The sequence below is a fragment of the Streptomyces sp. NPDC001135 genome (genome assembly GCF_053598395.1).
In genome coordinates this window covers 1-17,473 of the sequence record NZ_JBSFKD010000037.1, presented here as the reverse complement: position 1 = coordinate 17,473, position 17,473 = coordinate 1, and the positions used below count along the sequence as shown (strand labels likewise).

Below are 17,473 nucleotides of genomic sequence, written 5' to 3'. Positions count from 1 at the left end.
AGGGGAGGCGGTTTCTGGCATGTGCGACGATCACGGATACTCGGATGCCGAGGCGGCCTGGTCAGCGCCTCGCCTCGCGGAGGGACCGGCCGTCGACCCGGTGGCGCTGCCCGAGGTCGACGAGGTCAGGGTCACGACGCTGGTCGACAACGTCTACGACGCCCTGCTGGCCTCCGCCGAAGGCGTCACCCGCGCGTCGGCGGGCGCCGGACGGACCGCCGCGCGGCAGTTCGCCGGCGGCGAGGCCCTCGCGGGGCTGCGTGCCGAGCACGGCTTCTCCGCCCTGGTCACCGCCCGAAGCGGCAACACGAACAGCATGCTGCTGTTCGACACCGGAGCGTCGCCGGACGGGCTAGCGGTGAACGCCGAGCGTCTGGGGCTCGATGTCGGCGGCCTGCAGGGCGTCGTGCTCAGCCACGGACACTTCGACCACGCCGGCGGCTTCGACGGCCTGGCCCGGCTGCGCGGTCGCTCCGGCCTGCCGCTGACCGTCCACCCCGCGGTCTGGACCCGCCGCCGGCTGGACCTACCGGCCGGCCAGGGTCTGGAGCTGCCCACGCTGTCCCGAGGCGCGCTGGAACGCGAAGGGTTCGAGGTGATCGAGCGGCGGCAGCCGTCGCTGCTGGCCGGCGGCATCCTGATCACCGGCGAGGTGGACCGCGTCACCGAGTTCGAGCACGGCATGCCGCCCGCCCACCAGGCCTGGGACGGGAACGGCTGGCGACACGACCCCGCCGTCATCGACGACCAGGCACTCGTCGTCAACGTGCGCGGCCGGGGACTCGTCATCATCACCGGGTGCGGACACGCCGGAGTCGTCAACATTATCCGGCACGCCATGAGGCTGACCGGCGTCAGCAAACTGCTGGCCCTCATCGGCGGCTTCCACCTGAGCGGCCCCGCCTTCGAGCCGGTCATCGGCCCCACGGTGGCCGCGCTCACCGCACTCGCACCCGAGTTGATCGTCCCCGGTCACTGCACCGGCTGGCGCGCCCAGCACACCCTCGCCACAGCCCTCCCCGACGCATGGGTGCAGACCAGCGTCGGAACCACCTACACCCTCACCGCTTCCGAGGCGGGTGGTGCCTGATCCCGACTCGGCAGTCCGGGCTCGGACGGCGCAGTAGGAACGGCGGGGAGAACACGGGTGCGCCGTGGTCAGTGCGGGTGGTCGTGGTGGTCGGAGTGGTCAGTGGTCGTGGCCAGGAGGGCGTTGGGCCAGGGATCGGGCGCGTGTGATGACCTCGTCCGTGGAGACGGCGCGCACGCTCGTGAGCACATCCTCCAGTGCGGCCAGCCAGAGCCCGTAGTAGCTGTACGGTTCGTCCTGCTCCGCCGCTGCCTCCCATGTGGTGATCCGGGGCAATCAGTGCGGCCTGGAAGTCCGGCCAGGTGAACACTCCCGCGTCGTACAGGGTGACGGCCATCCCGAAGGCGCGGCTCTCCCACGGCTCGGCGAACACCAGCTCCCCGTTGGAGCGGGGCGGTGCGGCGGGGCCTTCGATGTCCAGAGGTGCGCTCATGGTGCCGCCACCTTGGCCACTCCGACCATCGCGTCCCTCGTCACCAGAGGGACGAGTTCTTCCTCAGTCAGATGCTCGGTGCCGGGCGGCTGCTCGGGCAGCACCAGCCAGCGCACCTCGCTGGTGGAGTCGTGGACGGTGATCCGAACGTCGTCGGCCAGCTCGAGTCCCATCTCGGACAGCACCGCGCGCGGCTCCTTCACCACCCGGGCGCGGTAGGCGGGGTCCTTCTACCAGCTCGGAGGCACGCCGAGCACCGGCCACGGGTAGCACGAGCACAGCGTGCAGACCACCACGTTGTGCGAGGTCGCGGTGTTCTCCACCACGACGATGTGCTCGCCCTGGAAGCCTCCGAAGCCCAGCTCCTTGATGGCGGCCGTGCCGTCCTCGAGCAGTCGGCGACGGTACTCGGGGTCCGTCCAGGCCCTGGCGACGACCTTCGCGCCGTTGAGCGGTCCGATGTGGGTCTCATAGGTGGTGATGAGCCTGTTCATCGCCTTCGGATCGATCAGGCCCCGCTCGGTGAGCAACTGCTCGAGCGCCTCGGTGCGCAGCGCCGGGGGAAGGCGCTCGGCCGATCCGGCGGTGGTGGTCATCAGGGGGTCTCCAGATAGCTCTCGAACATGTCCACCGTGAGCTCGAAGGGCTCGGCGTCGGCGCCCCACATGTCATGGGAGTCGAAGCGCACCGAGTAGACGTACTGTGGGTTCTCGCCCAGGAAGTGCGCGTTGGAGTCCGGCAGCACGCCGGCGGGCTGGATGATGTCGACGACGCCGACCCGCCCTCGCACATAGCGCGGCAGCCTGGTGTGTCCGGCCGGCGACATGTCCCTGGCACGCACGCGCTCGCCGACGGCGAAGGCCGGCGCGGTGTCGAGGCAGCGCAGTGTGCCGTCGGCGGTCGGCGCGTAGTCGGGCTTGGCCGGCTCCGGGACCGGGGGCTCCTCCACGTGCTCGCCGCGGAGGTTGCGGGCGCGGGCGTCGACCGCACCAGGTGCCAGGACGGCGCTGTCGAGAAGTCTCAGCTCTCCGGCGTTGAGCCAGCGCCCGTAGTAGCCGTCGTCGATGTAGTGCGCCCGGTCCAGGCGCTCCAGGGCGTGCCGGAAGGAGTCCAGGTTTCCCCCGGACGCCCTGTTCGAGAGGATCGCGAGCGCGAATGCCCGGCCTTCCCAGGGCTGTGAGAAAACAGGCTCGTCTTGTCTCGGCGGATGCACGGAGCCCCAGCCTGGGGCTCCTCCCATGTCGGCAATACCGTCCATGGCCGGACCTCACTTTTGCCAGCAATAGCGGGCATAGTCAGTTGAATTAGTGTATTCGGGTGACGTCTCTGGCGTCACACTCTGGTCCATCCGCTGGTCGCGGTGCTGCCGCGGAGGTGCCGGGCTCATGGCCCCGCGTGCCAGGGAGAGAAGGCGGACGAGGGAATGGACCAGCGGTTGGGGACGCGGACGCATGCCGATCGCCTGACCTCCGCCGGGGCCGGACGTCACCCCGGTTTGCGCCCTGGCCGTACGGGCCGCAGGCTGCCCCCATGGACTCCAGTCCGGAGGCAGGCATGCGGCCCATCCTGGTGACCGGTGCTGCGGGCAGCGTCGGTGCCGTCGGCAGAACCGTGGTCCAAGGGCTGCGGCGCCGGGGCTTCCCGGTGCGTGCTCTGGTGCGCCAGGATGACGACCGTGCCCAGGCGCTGCGCGCCACGGGTGCCGAAGTCGTGGTCGGAGATCTGACGCATGCCCGTGACGTCGCCGACGCCCTCGACGGCTGCGGCCGGATGTATTTCGGCATGGCCGTGTCGGCCCAGTATCTGCTGGCCGCCGTGACCACAGCGGCCGTCGCGCGCGCCTACGGACGCCTGGAGGCGGTCGTCAACATGTCGCAGCTGACCGTCTCCGAGATGGACGCCACCAGCGGCTCCGACTCGCATCAGCATCGTCAGCAGTGGCTGGTCGAGCAGGTTCTCGGCTGGTCAGGCCTGCCCGTGGTCCAGGTCAGGCCCACCGTCTTCATGGAGAACCCGCTCTTCCAGACCGTGTTTGCCTCGATCGCCAAGGACGGCGTGATCAGATGGCCCTTCGGCGAGGCGAGAACCTCCCCGATCGCGGCCGGTGACGTTGCCGCGGTCGTCGAGGAGATTCTGGCCGATCCGGCCGGGCGCATCGGCCGGACCTATGAGCTGACCGGTCCCCGATCACAGGACGTCGCCGCTCTGGCCGCGGACATTTCCGATGCTCTGCAGCGCACGGTCGGCTACACCGACGTCCCGTTGCAGGAATGGCTCGACAATGATCTCGCGGCGCTGGGACTGCCGGCCCATGTGCTCCAGCACATCTCCACCATGGCTCGCCTGCACGTGGCCGGGCGCTATGACCGCCAGGCAGACGGCATGGAGGAGATCACCGGGCGGTCCGCCGAAGGAGTATCCGGGTTCGTCCGCAAGAACCCCGAGCTGTTCACTCGCTGACGCCGACAGCCGCCGTGAGGAACCACGCACCACGCTGCGACGGCCGCGCCCAGCCGTATCCGAGGACGAGGCGGCGCTCACCGTGCGCAGCACGACCATCACCGTACTCGCGGGAGCGGTGTACGACGCCGACGGAGACAGGCAACTCATCGTCCGACCGCGTCGTGCGCCCCGCACGTAGACGCCGGCTATTTGCCGGGCATCGCAGTGGCCAAGGGTCGCCTACTCCCCTCTTGTGCGAGGTACGGGGCCAGAACCTGGTCAGCGCCGCCAGCACTTCGGTCTGTCCTACGTTGCTGGTCCTGGGCGCTGTGGTGTCGAAGGCCCGGTACCACCCGAAGCTGCCCCGTAGAGCGTCGTGCTGGGAGGCGAGGATCCGGACGTAGCAGTCGATGACGTAGTCGGGGAGTTTTCGTAGGGCCTTGGTGGCGAACTGCCGGCCGAACCAGATGCCTTCGCGTCCCCGGACGAGTTGTTCGTTCATGTCGGTGAGCCGGTTGAAGGGGATGTGCCCCAGCCGGTTGTCGGCCTGCGCGGTGCCGATCAAGGGCGGCCATGGAGTGGCGGCCGGGAGGACCCGTCGCGGCGGTCCGGAGGGGAGCCGGCGCATACGGCCGCCCGAGTCGCGTCCCCGTCCGTCCGGTGTTCAGGAGGCCGATAGTGCCTCGTCTCCCTTGCGGTTGACCGGTCGGGTGCGCATCGGCCTGCCGGGCAGCCTTCGCCTTGCGAGCGCCCTGCGCAGAGGGCGCCCATCCTGAAAGAGGCATGCCGACCACCGTATGGACCGAGCGCAGACGGCTGCGGAATTTGCGGGGACCGCGGCCCGCGCAGGGAGTGGGTTCCTGATGAGGCTTGTCGTCGATCTCAACCGGTGCCAGGGATTCGCGCAGTGCGTCTTTCTCGCCCCGGACGTCTTCTCCCTCCACGGGGAAGAAGCGCTGCTGTTCTCCCCTCGCTTCGACGAGGCACAACGTGACCGGGTGGAGAAGGCCGCTGCCGCCTGCCCCGTCCAGGCCATCCTCGTCGACTATTCCGACGAGCCGGCAAAGGGTGTGGAGCCTCATGTCGGCTGACACGGACGTCCAGGTCCTGCGGCGCCAGGGCCGCATCGTCGTCGTCGGTGCCTCGCTGGCCGGTCTGCGCGCGGCGGAGACCCTGCGCGAGCAGGGCTTCACCGCGGATCGCTGACCATGATCGGCAACGAGCCGTACGAGCCCTACGACCGGCCGCCGCTGTGTCCAAGCAGGCGTTGCTCGGGCGGGCACGGCCCGAGGACACCGCGCTGCCGCGGCGGCGCGACATCGACGCCGAATGGCGTCTGGGCGTCGCCGCTGAGAGCCTGGACCGGGCCGCCAAGCAAGTACGCCTGGCGAACGGCGACACCGTCCCTTACGACCGCCTGCTGATCACCACCGGGACCAGAGCGCGGCCCTGGTTCCACCCGGAAGAGGCCGCGTTGGACGGGGTGTTCGGGCTGCGTACCCGCGACGACTCCGCCCGCCTGCGCCGGAAGCTGACGGGGGGCGTGTCCCGGGTGCTGGTGATCGGCGCCGGTTTCACGGGCTCGGAGGTCGCCTCCGTCTGCCGGGAGTTGGGACTTGAGGTCACGGTCGCCGAGCGCGGCCCGGCACCGCTGGTGGGCGCGCTCGGCGGAGTGATCGGCGCGGTCGCGGACCGGCTGCAGCGAAAGCACGGAGTCGACCTGCGCTGCGGCGTCAGCGTGACCGCCCTCGAGGGCGACGACGTGGGACGGCTCAAGCGCGCCCATCTGTCCGACCGTTCGGCGATCGGCGTGGACGTGGCCGTTGTCTCGCTCGGTGCCATGCGGAACACGGAATGGCTCGCCGGCTCGGGGGTGGCCGCGGGTCCCCGGGGGATCGCCTGCGACGCCGGGTGCCGGGTGTTCGACGTCAACGGCATCGTCACCGACGACATCTACGCCGCAGGTGACGTGGCCCGCAGCCCCCACCCGCTTTCGACTACCAGTTCCTGGCACTGGAGCACTGGGGCAACGCGGTCGAACAGGCCGAGATCGCCGCCCACAACATGATCGGTGCCGGTCCGGACCGCCGTCCGCACCTGTGGCTGCCGATGTTCTGGTCCACCCAGTTCGGTGTCAACATCAAGTCGGTCGGTGTTCCCTCGCTGGGCGACCAACTGGTCGTCGCCCAGGGGGCGCTCACCGAGGCACGGTTCGTCGCGGTGTACGGCTACCGGGGCCGCGTCATCGCTGCGGCGTCCTTCGGACGGCGGCGGAGGCGCCTCCGCGCTGATCGCCGCGTGCGCGGGCTCCGTGATGCGCGCCGCGACCGCCCAGGCCGAGCGCACCGGCGGCCGACTCGACCCGCCAATGCTGGCGATCCTGGACGAGGCCGCCAACGTCTGCAAGATCAGCGATCTGCCGGACCTGTACTCCCACCTCGGCTCACGCGGGATCATCCCGATCACGATCCTGCAGTCCTACCGGCAGGGCCAGAAGGTCTGGGGAGACGCGGGCATGGACGCGATGTGGTCGGCCGCGACCGTCAAGGTCATCGGATCCGGCATCGACGACCCCGACTTCGCCGACAAGCTCTCCCGGCTGATCGGCGACCACGACGTCGAGACCACCTCCACCTCCACCTCCGAGTCCGGGAAGTCGACCTCGGTCAGCATGCGGCAGGAGCGGATCCTGCCCGCAGACGCGATCCGCGCCCTGCCCATGGGCACCGCCCTGGTCTTCGCCACCGGCATGCGCGCCGCGATGCTCGATCTGCGCCCCTGTACGCCGAACCTGGCGCTGACGGGCTGGCTGCCGCCTCCGCCCGTGCCTCGAAGGCGATCACCGATCGTGCCGTCGCCAAGCACGCCCCGGGCCAGTCCGACTACGGCAGGCCGCATGAGCGGATCCCGGCTGCGCCTGGTGCCGGTCCGCTCCCGCGAGGCCAAGGGACTTCGTAGAGTGAACCGAGTTCGAGGAACACTTCGACCGCCGCAAGGTCGAACTCGGTTCCTGCGGACGCCCCTACGGCACCCCCTGCCAGCACGGGCACGCCTGCGTCCGGTGCCCGATGCTGCACGTCAACCCCAAGATGCTGCCTCGCCTCGCGGAGCTGGAAGCCGACCTTCTCGACCGCCGAGCACACGCCGAAGCCGAGGGCTAGGTCAGCGAGAGGGAAGGCATCGACCTCACCCTCACCTTCCTTCGTGCCAAGCGCGACGAGACCCAACGCCGAGCCCAACGACCGGCCGTCGACCTGGGCATCCCCAAACCCCGCGCCACCCCCTCACCACCGGAGGCCCAGCAACCAACTACATATCCCAAGCCGACGGGAGGTCCCTGCCCTGCTCACTCCTCGGCGAAGCTGATGGCCTGCACTGGGCAAGCCCTCACAGCCTCCTTCACCATCGGGTCGCCTCGACCGTCCTCCGATCCCGGACGCACCAACCCGAACCCGTCGTCGTCAGAGTCGAACACCGCCGGGGCAGTCAACGCACACTGCCCACTGCCAACGCAGACGTCGCTATCGATGCTCACACGGCTGGACATAGGCCCGCCTCTCCCAAGCTCTCAACACGCAAGGTCACACGCACATGCCATGATCCCGTGCGCCGACCTGGTCGCAGAGCAGCACCCACGGGAGCCACCCGTTCGGGTGAAGTGCAGAGAGGCACCGGCGAATACAAGATCAAGCCGATAAAGCGACAAGTCCGAGATCTCCTCGACTACCCCTACCCGCAGCGCATCCCGAAGGACGACTTCGTCGAGCAGTGGGTCGGCATCTCCACCGACGAATTCCACCGCGCCAAGGACGCCGACGTCCGCTACATGCGCAACCGCCAGCCGCTCATCGCCCTGGGCTGGTCGCGCAGCGACTGCATCCGCTATCTGACCTCGCTCGGCCTCGCCGCCAGCTGTGTGGGCTGCCCGTTCCACGGCGATGCGCAGTGGCGGCACATCCGGGACACGAGCCCGGACGAGTGGCAGGACGTCGTGGAATTCGACGCCGCCATCCGGAAGGGCAACGCCCGCGCGAACGCCGGCGGCAATCAACTGCTGGGGCAGGCGTTCCTCCACCGCTCCCGGGTGCCGCTCGACCAGGCCCCGATCGACCACGTCACGGCTGCCGAGTGGGCCGCCCGCCAGCAAGAACTCGACGACCACGCCCCCGTGGCGGAGGAGTTGGAGAACGGGGTGGTCGACGGCTGCTCTCCCTGAGCCGGCCGTGGGGGAGCCGAGGCTCGGCCGGCGAGCTGCATGACTGCGGGCACGAGGATGCCGCGGACCACGGTGGCGTCCAGTACGACGACCGCGGCCATGGTCGCGCCGAGCACCATGAGCAGGGTGACCTGGGACAGCACCAGAGCGCCCATGCTGACCGCGACGACCAGGGCGGCTGCGGTGAAGAATCTCCCTGTGTGATCGATGCCGAAGACGATGGAGCCGGTGTTGTTGCCCGTGCGCCGCCACTCCTCCGTCGAGCGATCACCGGCTACGAAGATCTTGTATGAGCCACGAGCCGCACCCTTCGCCATTCGCTAACGGCACCCCAACATCGACCGCTATCTGTTGCCGATCACCGCCGTCATGGCCCTGGGGCCACTGATCCCCGTCTGCCTGGAACTGCTTCGCTCCCGCACACTCGCCGCGCCGGGGAGAGCGCCTGAGCCCCGGCCGGCCTGTCAGTCGTCCACCAGCAAAGCAGCGGCCGTTTTGAGCAGTTCGGGCGCGACCTCGGGCATGACGCACAGCGTCTCGGTCCATGTTCCGACGCTGAGCGCCTCGGCCAGCAGAGCGTGACCGGCGGCTTCGTCCCCGGCCGCGCGCGCGACACGGGCTAGCGCCTTGGCCCGCTGGTCGGCGTCGGGCAAAGCGCGGGCCTGGACGGCAGCCTCGGCAAGGTGGCTGGCGGCCGCGTGGTGCTGCCCGGTGGCGCTCAGTGTGCTCGCCATGTCGGCCAGCGCCTCGACGCGTTCGGCGGGATCCGGGATGCTCCGGGCGGCATCCACGGCCGCCGGCAGTTCACCTGCGGAGAGCAGTGCGCCGGTCGCCTGGGTGAGGGCGGTGGCCCGCAGGTCGAGGTCGGGGATGGTCCGGGCGAGCGCGGTGGCACGTTGTGGCTGTCCGGACATGAGCAGGACGCGGAACGCATTGAATAGGACGTCGGCTTGCTCGTCCGGGTCGCTGAGGGCGCCCGCCTGTTCTACCGCCATGGCTGACCAGCGCTCGGCGGGCCGGATGTTTCCCGCCAGAGCGAGTGTGTGGGCCGCAAATGACAGTGCGAGAGCCCGTTCTCCGAGGCCGTCCGCATCGTCGACGTCGTCGGTGAGGAGCGTGACCAGCTCGACGGCGTGCCGGACATCTCCCGCTTCGATCAGTGCCTCCGTGATGTGAGCCAGGAGGCAAGGGTCCGACAGGGGTTCGCTGACGGTCAGGGCCACATCGATGGCGCGGTGCGCCAACAGGCATGGGTCGGTTTCGAAGGGGGCCTGGTCATCTGGCCGTGCCAGGGTCCGGACGACCCGTTCCATTGCGAAGGCCGTCCCCAGCGGGTCCATCGGGTCGAGGGCGAGGAAGGCTGCCTGGGTCGCCAGGTCCCAGGCAGCCTGGAAGTCTCCTGCCGCCGACAGCGCCAGGGCCATGCGTGCCACGGCGTCGGCCTTGGTCTCGGCGCAGGTCAGTGTTTCGGTGAGGTCGGACGCCTGGTCTGTTCTCCCTGCCCGCGCGAGGGCCTGGACGACGCCGGCCAGGGGACGTTGCAGGGAGCCGAAGCCGGTGTGTCCGAAGCTGGTGACGTCCCGGGCGAGGCTGGCGGCGCCTCGGAGGTCTCCCGCCGCCGCAAGAGCCAAGGCCACCTCTGCCCAGGCGTTGGCCCGCAAGTCGAGGTCGGTACTCATCCCGCTGGTTCGCCGTGTCAGTTCGGTCGACTGTGCCGTCAGGTGGGCGGCGGTCTGCAGGTCTCCGGCCTGAGCGTAAGCCTTGGCGGTGAGGGCGAGGGCGTCGGACCGTGCGGCGGGGTCGGCCAGCGACTCGGCCATGCGGGCAGCCCGCTTCAGGTTTCCCTCCCGGCTCAGCGCGTCGATCAGATAGGCCAGGGTGAGGGCCGACGGACGGTTCTTCGTGCCGGCCCGGGCCAGTTTGCTCGCTTCATCAGACACGGCCGAGGCACCGTGCAGGTCCTCGGCGCGCGCCAAGACCGTGCCCGCCAAGGCCAGCAGTTCGATCCTGTGTACCGGGTCGTCCAGTGACCGAGCGATCCGCGCGGCCTCATCGGCGAGCGCAGCGGCGTGGCTGGGTTCTCCGCAGTGGGCGAGCGCCTGGCCCGCGCTCAGCAGAGCCCGGGCCCTGTCCTGCGGTCGGGTGAGGGTCCGGCCGATCTCGGCTGCCTCCCATGGCCTGTCTACCCGTGTCAGCACCTCCGCCACATCGCGCAGGAGCTTGTCCTGGCGGTCGTTGTCTGCGGTGACAAGCCCGGCGGCTTCCAGCGCAAGCTGCGCGGCACACTGTTGCTGCTCCTTGGAGCGGAGGCCCCATGCCAGGGGAGCCTCAGCGGGCGCCAGCATGTCGCGCGCCACAGCCACCAGGTGGCTGGCCTGCCGGGCGGGGTCGGGCACCTGACGGACGAGGTTTGCGGCCTCCTGGCACAGTCCCACCGCTCGCTTCACATCTCCTGCCTCGGCGAGCGCCTGGGCGATGCGAGCGAGGTGTTCGCCCTGCACACCCGGATCCCTGAAACTCAGGGCGTGGGCCGCTTCGGCCAGTTCGATGGCGCGGCTGTGCTGTCCCGTGCGGGCCATCATGCGTGCGACACTCACGAAGTGCCCGGGTTGGCTGCCCGAGTACATGGTGGGGACCATGCGGGCCGCTTGGTGCGCGAGCCTCTCAGTTCTCTCTGCGAGTTCCTTGGCGAACGCCGTGAACTCGGTGCGCCCACCAGTGCGGCAGTCCTCGCTCGCCTCGGCCAGTGCCACGACCGAGAGGTGCAGTGCCTCGAACTGCGGCCCCGGAGCGTCACGGAGAATCCGGAAGTACTCCGACTGCCGGCCAGGGCCGGTGATGGTTTCCGCGAGGCCGACGGCCGTCCGCAGCGGCGCGGTGGGGTCCTCTCCCACTCGGGCCAACATCCGGGCGACTCGGGCGAGCATGCGCACCTGGTCCTCCACGCTGAACAAGGTGACAGTCCCGGCGCGGGCGGCGGCCTCCACCACCACATCGCGCGCGGTCGTGACCTCGGCCCCCTCCAGCAGTGCGTCCCCGATCGCCATCAGTTGCTCGACCTGCCTGGCGGGGTGGGGGTGCGCACGGGCGAGGGCGACGGCACGACCGGTGTGCCCCAGCACCGCCCGCAGGGCGACAATTGCGTCGGGGAGGTTACCGGTGTGCCGCAGGAGTCCGTCGCGCCGGTGGGACAGCCGCACCGCCGTCTTGAGATCAAGCCGGGGAGAGTTCAGCAGCAGCCGGAAAGCGTCGTCGATCTCGGCCAGCGCGGCAGCGTCCGAACCCGTCGCGTGCCACAGCCGTTCGTGGCGCACCGCATCGGTGGCCAGCCGTCCGAGCCGCTCCGTGTCGCCGAGGGTGCGCAGCAATTGGGGGTATCCGACCAGCGCATACTCAGGTGTGTCCGAGGGCCAGCCGGCCTTCCGCCAGACCTTGACGAAGTCACGCACCCGTTTCCGGTAATGCGCCAGTTCGTCAGGGCTCAGCAACCCACGTGCGCTGTCCTGCAGTTGCCTGTGGGCGAAGAAGTACAGGGCTTCCGCAGGGCAACCGTCCGCCGCGTTCCGGGAGACACGCCGTTGGAAGGACCGGCCGACCGAACCGCCCAGCACCTGCCTGACACGCCCCGCACTCGTTCGGGTCAGGTGAGCCAGATCGGTGGCGCTCAGACCGCCGCCCGCGGCCGTGGTGAGCCGGGTGACCTCCTCGCCCAGACCGCCGCCATCCAGCAGGGCCGCCAGGCTCCGCTCGGCGTCCAAACGCACCGCCCGCGCGGCCGGGGAGCTCTCCAGCCAGTGGTTGATCTCCTCACCGTGCAGCGGATGCCCTTCGGGCACATCGCTCGGCACGGGCGGGTCAGGACGCGTAGCCAGCACAATCCGCGCAGCGGGGTGGGGCCTGGTCGGCAGCAGCGCGGCGATGCTGTAGCCGGTGCTCGCGCTGGTCACCCCCGTGTCCTCGTCCAGTCCGTCCACGACCAGCAACAGCCGCCGCCCCCGCTGCGCGGCCTTCCGCGCTGCGCGCTCCAGCGCCTGGAGGAACCGGTCCCGGGAAGTGCAGTCCAGATCGGGGTCTTTGAGGTACCAGCGCAGCTGATCGCCCATGGCGGCCAGGAACGCGGTGCGGTCGGAGTGCTGGGGCTGCCGAGTGGTCACGAAATACGCCAGCACGTCCACGCCGGCGGGAGGGTGGAGGACGAGCTGCGCCATCAGCGCCGTCTTTCCCGCCCAGGCAGGCGCCATCCATCGCCAGTACCCGCTCTCCTGTCCGTCAAGCGCCGCGCAGTACCGTTCCATGGCTGTCAGTTCCCGCTGCCGTCCCTCGAACCGGGCGGCCTTGAACTCCCGAACTTCGAGCAGATGGCCGGACTCCGGCACCGACGGCCGTCCGTCCACCAGCTCCAGCACCGGTGCGCCTCCACCGTGCCGCTCCAGCAGCTCCGCGAATCCGCTACGAACGGCGAACGCACGGGTCGACAGCGCGTACAAGCGACGGTTCTCGTGCTCCACGTCGTCGAGGACCACCACCCCGACCAGCAGATCACGGCAGAACACCGCCGCCCCCGACATCCCCTCCCAGGCGCGCTGCCCGCCGGGCCGCACCCTCGGGGCAGATTCCTGGTCCAGCACCCAGGTCATGCCGGGCCCGGGGACCAGCGGCGAAAGCACTCCATACAGCTGTTCGATGCCCCGCTCGCCGTCCTCGTAGGACACGGCGTGCCTAGGGAACCCAAGCCCGTCGTAGCGCAGCGGCCTCGTGCCGTCCGGGCAGCCCCAGCGCACCGCGCCCGGGACGCCCACCGGCGCGTCCAGCAACAGCAGCGCCACGTCGTCGCCCTCGTCCGGAACCCACAGTACTGAGGCGGCCCGCCGCTCGATGGGGGGGCGAAAGGGATGCCCGACGCGCACGTCGATCCGTTCCCAGGGCACGCCCGCAGCCGGGTCCACCACCACATGACGCGCTGTCAAGACCACGCTAGATGCGACCAGATAGCCCGATCCCTCGGACCGTCGTCTCTCGGCGGTCCCGCCACGGATGTCTGCCAGCCTGCGTGGATCCACCTCGAGCGGCCCGTCACCAGTCCTTGGAGACGGAGTCGTTCACGAGGGCGTTCCGGGGGCCGTCGGGGCCCTCGCCGAGGGCCTGGTCCCTGACCTTGAGTTTCAGTACCAGCTTATGCGTCCGCGCCGAGGCGGACGTCCCGCCCACGCCCACCGAGGCCACCCCGAACGACAGCTTGCCCTCCGGCCGCACATCGGAACGCAGCTCCAGCAGCAGTTCCAGCTGTGCCTCCTCCACTTCGAAGGCGAATTGCTGCCTCACTCCCGCTTCCTGCGCCTTGTACAGCTCCTGCCGCAATTCCTCGATCGCTGCGGCCAGACCGATCTTCGACATTCCCCCGCCCCTCTAAACGCGCTGGTGGGAAGAGATACCCCCACGCGAACCCGGTGACACCACAGTGTGCCGGAGACGGTGGTGCCGGTCCTGGACGAGGACACCAACGGCAAGTTCTCGCTGCGGGTGCGCGACGGCTGGGTCACCGCCACCGAGGGCAACGTCATCGACTACGAAGCCGTTTACGCCGAGATCGAGAGCGACAACAACCAATTCACGATCACCGACGTGACGTACGACCGGTGATCCTGCGAATCCGTCCGCCCGGAGGTCGAGGACCGCACCGGCCTGGACGTGATCGAGTCCGGCACCACCTACGAGCGCATGACCGCGCCGATGGCCGAACTCATGCGGAAGCCGAAAGCCCACGAGAAGACGTACGGCAACCCGATCGCCCGGTGGATGGCCCACAACCTCGAAGCCAAGCACCCTACCGACCACCCGGACCGCGTCCGGCCGGTCCAGCCCGACCGGAAGTAGTCCGGCAAGCGGATCGACGACATGCTGGCTCTGTGCTTCACGATCGACGGATCGCTCGCCGTCAACGAGGGCGACGCCGTCGCGACATCTTCTGAGCCTCAGCCCGCAGACTCCCGGTTGCGGCGCTGACTCCCACGAGGGCCGGGCCTGCTGTGGGCCGTGAAGAGCGGCCCCGCCGAGGTCTCCAAAATCAGGGGCGTTGAGCTGGCGATGTCTGCACGGGAATAGCCAGTGGATCGGTCCAGGTGGAGCACGGTGGCGCCAAGGCTTGGCTCCTCTGCCTCGCGGACCTGCCTTCTCCGCCATACAACCTGCGGCTGCGTTGCTGCCTCAGGTGTGAACTCGTACGTGACGTGATCAAAGATCAGCAACCCGTCGATCAGCGGCTCGCTTTCCTTAATGCGGTGCAGGATGCAAGTGAAGGCGATGGGGCGCTCTTCCCACCACGCGATGCGGAACAGTTCGGAACGCTGCCAATCGGATGCGAAGCGTTCATTGAACGGCTTCGCTCTCCCCCAGACCCGGATCAAGCTGCCTCGCACGCCGTAGTAAGCCGCGTACTGATCCATGGCGATACAGATCGCATCTTGGATCTCCGGGTCGTGGATGTTGAGGCCGCGCATCGTGCGCTCAACGCGTTTCACGCAACTGTTGTGTGCATAAGCCAGGTCTTCCACCTGACTCCATGTCCCCACCGGTGGCCAGGTCTTTCGGCCGCGTTGCCACCTCTGGATCTCGAACAGGTACTCCTGAACAAGGGCTTTGAAGAACTTCCGCGTCGTCCGACTCTTGCCAGGCAGATCCGTGATCCAGTCTGGTCCGTCGTTCGTCCGGCGTCTGAACAGAACCATGTCCCACCCCCTGGAGCACGTCGCCCGATTATGGCAGGCCATGCACCGGCTTGCCCCCTCAGCTTCGCCCGACTCTGGAGGCTCGTATGCCCGTCCAGCGATTGGCTGCCACCGTCTGCCTGGCCGCCGGCATCGGCGTCCTGGCGCGGCCTGGCTGGGCGCTGCTGGGCCTGGGCGTGTGCTGTGGTGCAAGCGCGCCGGAGGCCGAGCACGGACAGCCAGAGGCCCCACGGGACGCGTCTCTGACGCGGCCCGCGAGCTCGCGGCGAAGGTCCGCGAGGGAGCCGAACGGGCCGCGCGGAAGCCGCGCCGGAGGACCGCCGTGGCGTCCATGGCCGCGGGCATCGCCAAGGTCCCGGCCGGGGCGCTGCTGTCCGTCGGCGCCGGGGCCGCCGTCATGGCGGCCGGCGGCCTCCTGATCGGCCTGGGCGTCCTCACCGGCTGGAACGCCTGACGTGGGCTGGCTGACCAGCCCGCGCGACCAAGCAGGTGGCGGGAGACGCTTTCAACCGCGACCATCTACGGCGCACCCTGTCTCGACTTCCCCAGCAGCCCGCCCTGCCATGGGAGTCCGTCGGTTCGTAATGCGTACCAGCTAGCGCACACTCCTCGATCGCAGGTCGGGCGGCATGTCGCTTGAGGCATCGGATGATCTCACGCCGGGTCTCGCCTCCTGGGTCAGCGTTCGTCATACGCCTGGCTGCGGGCATCGAAGCGCAGCCAGGTGAACACGATGCGGTGCAGAGGGGCGTTCACTCGACAGGACTGACCCAGCACAAAGCGCTAAGGACGCCTCAGCGTTCAGCCACTCGGGTAGGTCTCCCGTGGTGATCATCTTGCTACCCACGAGGTCGCCCCACACTGCCATCGCCGCACTCAAGCGTCGGGCGTGTGTGGTGGCACCAGCTCCCGCCTGGCGTCCCAGGACCAGCCCAACCCTTCTGCACTAGCCCGGGATCGGGCAAGTGGTTGTTTGGCTACGGCGGGCGAGTCCTCACGGCAGTTCCCACGCTTGCAGCCAACCGCCGCTGGTGGAGACGAACATCATGCGGCTCTCAACGGCGGGTTGTCCGCGGCCTTCTTCGCTCCACCGCGCTGGCAGCTGGGCCGTACTCCGGCGGGTGCGCGGATCCCACGCGTGCAGGACCCCAGTACGGTCACTGGCCCAGGTCCGATCGCCCGCCATGAACGGCGTGGTGGTGAAGGCGCCGCCTGCGCTCTTGCGCCACAGCTCTCTGCCAGAGAGCGGATCGAGGACTACAAGCCGCCCTGGGGCGAATGCGGCAATGTAGACGGCGTCGCCAGCAACCAAGGGGGCCGTACGGATGCGTCGGGCGACCTGAGTGTCAGACAACGGGTGTCCATTTTGCCCGTCCCAGGCCGGCGCCCGGCCGCACCCCGTAGTCAGATGAACCGTCGTGCAACGGTAAGGGCCTGGCGTCCCGAAGCCGGGATGCCGGGCCCCCCTTACCGGGGTGCGATCAGGCGGGGCGGATGTTCTCAGCCTGCGGGCCCTTCTGGCCCTGCGTGACGTCGAACTCGACCTTCTGGCCCTCCTGCAGCTCGCGGTAGCCCTGGCTGGCGATGTTGGAGTAGTGGGCGAAGACGTCGGGGCCGCCGCCCTCCTGCTCGATGAAGCCGAAGCCCTTCTCGCTGTTGAACCACTTCACTGTGCCCTTGGCCATGACTGTCTCCTTTGAGGGAAACCGGGCACGCACGCTGCGCGACCGGGAGGTGATCGCCCTGGTCCGGAGAGGCGCTGAACAGCAAGAACGCCCGTGAGGCGATCACGGGCGAACGGAACTTCGGAACCACGACTGCTGATCACAACGCTATAACGGCATGACGGAAGCCGCTAGCGAAAACGCGCCAGCATCCGGCCCGGAACGAAGGGCTGGATCGCCCGTGAGGCTCGGCCGATGGTGATCAAGCAGCTTCGCGCCCTTCTTCTGCACAAGGCTGCGGCGAGGCATGGCCTCTCCCCGCCGCCGACTGTTCTCCGGGTGGGCCCCACCGATCAGGCGTGACCGGCCCCTCCCCACACGACGTCACCTTGGACTTCCCGGAACCGGCTCGAGACCACGGACGAGCCGCCCCCGCGCGACCTCGTCGTCGAGTTCGATGGGGCACCACATCGGCTTCCTGCACGCCGGGCGGGAGCGGCAAGCGCTTCTGGGACACCGCCATCTGGCTGCCCGGCGAAGGAAGCTGCCTCGGGGCCCTCTCAGCCCACTTGCTCCTGAGCGCCGAGGACACCCGAGTCTCGACTACTGCGAGTGGACCAGTGCCGAGACCCGCCGGGAGGCAGCGAACGCCGGAAAACACGAGAGGGTGCACGAGATCTTCTCCAGCACCGGGTGAACAGTTCGGCCACGGAAGGTGGTACCGCTTTCACCGCTCCCTGTCCCCGGTCGCCGGCGTGATCCGATCCTGCCGAGGCACGCTGCGGGTGCCCCGCTCCGTCGGGAAAAGGAGATCGAACAGGTAATGGATCACCCTGTCCCGCTCTCCGGGTACCGTCAGGGTATGAGTCATCCGCACCCGGAACTGAAAGCCGCTCCTCCCCT

At 69.2% G+C, this 17,473-nt stretch carries 16 protein-coding genes and 4 pseudogenes; 9 read left to right on the top strand and 11 right to left on the bottom strand.

The features are described from left to right. The first annotated feature begins 19 nt into the window (after window positions 1–19). The gene (locus ACWC94_RS33985; protein ID WP_450801143.1) at window positions 20–1,090 is read left to right on the top strand and encodes an MBL fold metallo-hydrolase; all 1,071 of its coding nucleotides are present in this window, start codon (window positions 20–22) and stop codon (window positions 1,088–1,090) included. Window positions 1,091–1,189: 99 nt separating this feature from the next. Here the strand turns inward: ACWC94_RS33985 and ACWC94_RS33980 are convergent, their stop codons facing one another. From ACWC94_RS33980 to nthB, 3 genes and pseudogenes are all read right to left on the bottom strand, one after another. Beyond that, window positions 1,190–1,366, bottom strand: coding sequence for a hypothetical protein (locus ACWC94_RS33980; protein ID WP_450801142.1), 177 nt, complete (start codon window positions 1,364–1,366; stop codon window positions 1,190–1,192). Window positions 1,367–1,519: 153 nt separating this feature from the next. Continuing rightward, a pseudogene (gene nthA, locus ACWC94_RS33975) lies at window positions 1,520–2,119 on the bottom strand (nitrile hydratase subunit alpha). Further along, window positions 2,119–2,781: a nitrile hydratase subunit beta gene (nthB, locus tag ACWC94_RS33970; RefSeq protein WP_450801141.1), complete on the bottom strand. Its 663-nt coding sequence runs from the start codon at window positions 2,779–2,781 to the stop codon at window positions 2,119–2,121. Before nthB ends, nthA begins: the two are co-directional and overlap by 1 nt. Window positions 2,782–3,077: 296 nt before the next feature. Between nthB and ACWC94_RS33965 the strand changes: the two genes are divergently transcribed. Beyond that, window positions 3,078–3,983 (top strand): NmrA family NAD(P)-binding protein, encoded by a 906-nt coding sequence (locus tag ACWC94_RS33965; protein ID WP_450801140.1) that lies wholly within the window; start codon window positions 3,078–3,080, stop codon window positions 3,981–3,983. Here the strand turns inward: ACWC94_RS33965 and ACWC94_RS33960 are convergent. Continuing rightward, complete coding sequence (locus tag ACWC94_RS33960; protein ID WP_450801139.1) at window positions 3,973–4,530, bottom strand: hypothetical protein; 558 nt, start codon at window positions 4,528–4,530, stop codon at window positions 3,973–3,975. The two genes, ACWC94_RS33965 and ACWC94_RS33960, sit on opposite strands and share 11 nt — an antisense overlap. Before the next feature lie 298 nt (window positions 4,531–4,828). On the opposite strand from ACWC94_RS33960, the gene ACWC94_RS33955 reads away from it, so the two are divergent. From ACWC94_RS33955 to ACWC94_RS33945, 3 genes and pseudogenes are all read left to right on the top strand, one after another. Then, complete coding sequence (locus ACWC94_RS33955) at window positions 4,829–5,056, top strand: ferredoxin (RefSeq protein WP_450801138.1); 228 nt, start codon at window positions 4,829–4,831, stop codon at window positions 5,054–5,056. Continuing rightward, window positions 5,046–6,239 (top strand): annotated as a pseudogene (locus ACWC94_RS33950) (NAD(P)/FAD-dependent oxidoreductase); the annotation flags it as partial. The gene ACWC94_RS33955 and the pseudogene ACWC94_RS33950, both read left to right, overlap by 11 nt. Continuing rightward, window positions 6,229–6,923 (top strand): annotated as a pseudogene (locus tag ACWC94_RS33945) (TraG/TraD/VirD4 family protein); the annotation flags it as partial. The pseudogenes ACWC94_RS33950 and ACWC94_RS33945, both read left to right, overlap by 11 nt. 388 nt (window positions 6,924–7,311) lie before the next feature. Here ACWC94_RS33945 and ACWC94_RS33940 read toward each other — a convergent pair. Then, entirely contained in the window at window positions 7,312–7,512 is a 201-nt protein-coding gene (locus tag ACWC94_RS33940) for a ferredoxin (RefSeq protein ID WP_450801137.1), read from the bottom strand. Window positions 7,513–7,623: 111 nt separating this feature from the next. On the opposite strand from ACWC94_RS33940, the gene ACWC94_RS33935 reads away from it, so the two are divergent. Next, window positions 7,624–8,181: a hypothetical protein gene (locus tag ACWC94_RS33935; RefSeq protein WP_450801136.1), complete on the top strand. Its 558-nt coding sequence runs from the start codon at window positions 7,624–7,626 to the stop codon at window positions 8,179–8,181. Here ACWC94_RS33935 and ACWC94_RS33930 read toward each other — a convergent pair. The 3 genes and pseudogenes from ACWC94_RS33930 to ACWC94_RS33920 form a co-directional block, all read right to left on the bottom strand. Beyond that, window positions 8,148–8,498: pseudogene (locus ACWC94_RS33930) on the bottom strand (MMPL family transporter); the annotation flags it as partial. The gene ACWC94_RS33935 and the pseudogene ACWC94_RS33930 sit on opposite strands and share 34 nt — an antisense overlap. Window positions 8,499–8,645: 147 nt before the next feature. Then, entirely contained in the window at window positions 8,646–13,133 is a 4,488-nt protein-coding gene (locus ACWC94_RS33925) for a hypothetical protein (protein WP_450801135.1), read from the bottom strand. 121 nt (window positions 13,134–13,254) lie between these two features. Further along, window positions 13,255–13,575: a trypco2 family protein gene (locus ACWC94_RS33920; RefSeq protein WP_450801134.1), complete on the bottom strand. Its 321-nt coding sequence runs from the start codon at window positions 13,573–13,575 to the stop codon at window positions 13,255–13,257. Between the two features lie 66 nt (window positions 13,576–13,641). On the opposite strand from ACWC94_RS33920, the gene ACWC94_RS33915 reads away from it, so the two are divergent. Together ACWC94_RS33915 and ACWC94_RS33910 are read left to right on the top strand one after the other, a co-directional pair. Continuing rightward, window positions 13,642–13,821 carry a hypothetical protein gene (locus ACWC94_RS33915; RefSeq protein ID WP_450801133.1) on the top strand — a complete coding sequence of 60 codons (180 nt, stop codon included), beginning with the start codon at window positions 13,642–13,644 and terminating at the stop codon, window positions 13,819–13,821. A gap of 48 nt (window positions 13,822–13,869) precedes the next feature. Beyond that, window positions 13,870–14,055 (top strand): hypothetical protein, encoded by a 186-nt coding sequence (locus ACWC94_RS33910; protein WP_450801132.1) that lies wholly within the window; start codon window positions 13,870–13,872, stop codon window positions 14,053–14,055. 98 nt (window positions 14,056–14,153) lie between these two features. Here ACWC94_RS33910 and ACWC94_RS33905 read toward each other — a convergent pair whose 3' ends face one another. Then, complete coding sequence (locus ACWC94_RS33905; protein ID WP_450801131.1) at window positions 14,154–14,906, bottom strand: hypothetical protein; 753 nt, start codon at window positions 14,904–14,906, stop codon at window positions 14,154–14,156. A 322-nt stretch (window positions 14,907–15,228) separates the two neighbouring features. On the opposite strand from ACWC94_RS33905, the gene ACWC94_RS33900 reads away from it, so the two are divergent. After that, entirely contained in the window at window positions 15,229–15,360 is a 132-nt protein-coding gene (locus ACWC94_RS33900) for a hypothetical protein (RefSeq protein ID WP_450801130.1), read from the top strand. 540 nt (window positions 15,361–15,900) lie between these two features. Here the strand turns inward: ACWC94_RS33900 and ACWC94_RS33895 are convergent. Together ACWC94_RS33895 and ACWC94_RS33890 are read right to left on the bottom strand one after the other, a co-directional pair. Beyond that, window positions 15,901–16,218, bottom strand: coding sequence for an outer membrane protein assembly factor BamB family protein (locus tag ACWC94_RS33895; protein WP_450801210.1), 318 nt, complete (start codon window positions 16,216–16,218; stop codon window positions 15,901–15,903). Window positions 16,219–16,387: 169 nt separating this feature from the next. Next, window positions 16,388–16,591, bottom strand: coding sequence for a cold-shock protein (locus ACWC94_RS33890; protein WP_014670069.1), 204 nt, complete (start codon window positions 16,589–16,591; stop codon window positions 16,388–16,390). Between the last annotated feature and the right edge of the window lie 882 nt (window positions 16,592–17,473).

Bases quoted from the DNA above. Each gene is read 5' to 3' on its own strand.
- ACWC94_RS33985 (WP_450801143.1), top strand. From the start codon at position 20: ATGTGCGACGATCACGGATACTCGGATGCCGAGGCGGCCTGGTCAGCG.
- nthB (WP_450801141.1), bottom strand. From the start codon at position 2,781: ATGGACGGTATTGCCGACATGGGAGGAGCCCCAGGCTGGGGCTCCGTG.
- ACWC94_RS33965 (WP_450801140.1), top strand. From the start codon at position 3,078: ATGCGGCCCATCCTGGTGACCGGTGCTGCGGGCAGCGTCGGTGCCGTC.
- ACWC94_RS33955 (WP_450801138.1), top strand. From the start codon at position 4,829: ATGAGGCTTGTCGTCGATCTCAACCGGTGCCAGGGATTCGCGCAGTGC.
- ACWC94_RS33940 (WP_450801137.1), bottom strand. From the start codon at position 7,512: ATGTCCAGCCGTGTGAGCATCGATAGCGACGTCTGCGTTGGCAGTGGG.
- ACWC94_RS33920 (WP_450801134.1), bottom strand. From the start codon at position 13,575: ATGTCGAAGATCGGTCTGGCCGCAGCGATCGAGGAATTGCGGCAGGAG.
- ACWC94_RS33905 (WP_450801131.1), bottom strand. From the start codon at position 14,906: ATGGTTCTGTTCAGACGCCGGACGAACGACGGACCAGACTGGATCACG.
- ACWC94_RS33890 (WP_014670069.1), bottom strand. From the start codon at position 16,591: ATGGCCAAGGGCACAGTGAAGTGGTTCAACAGCGAGAAGGGCTTCGGC.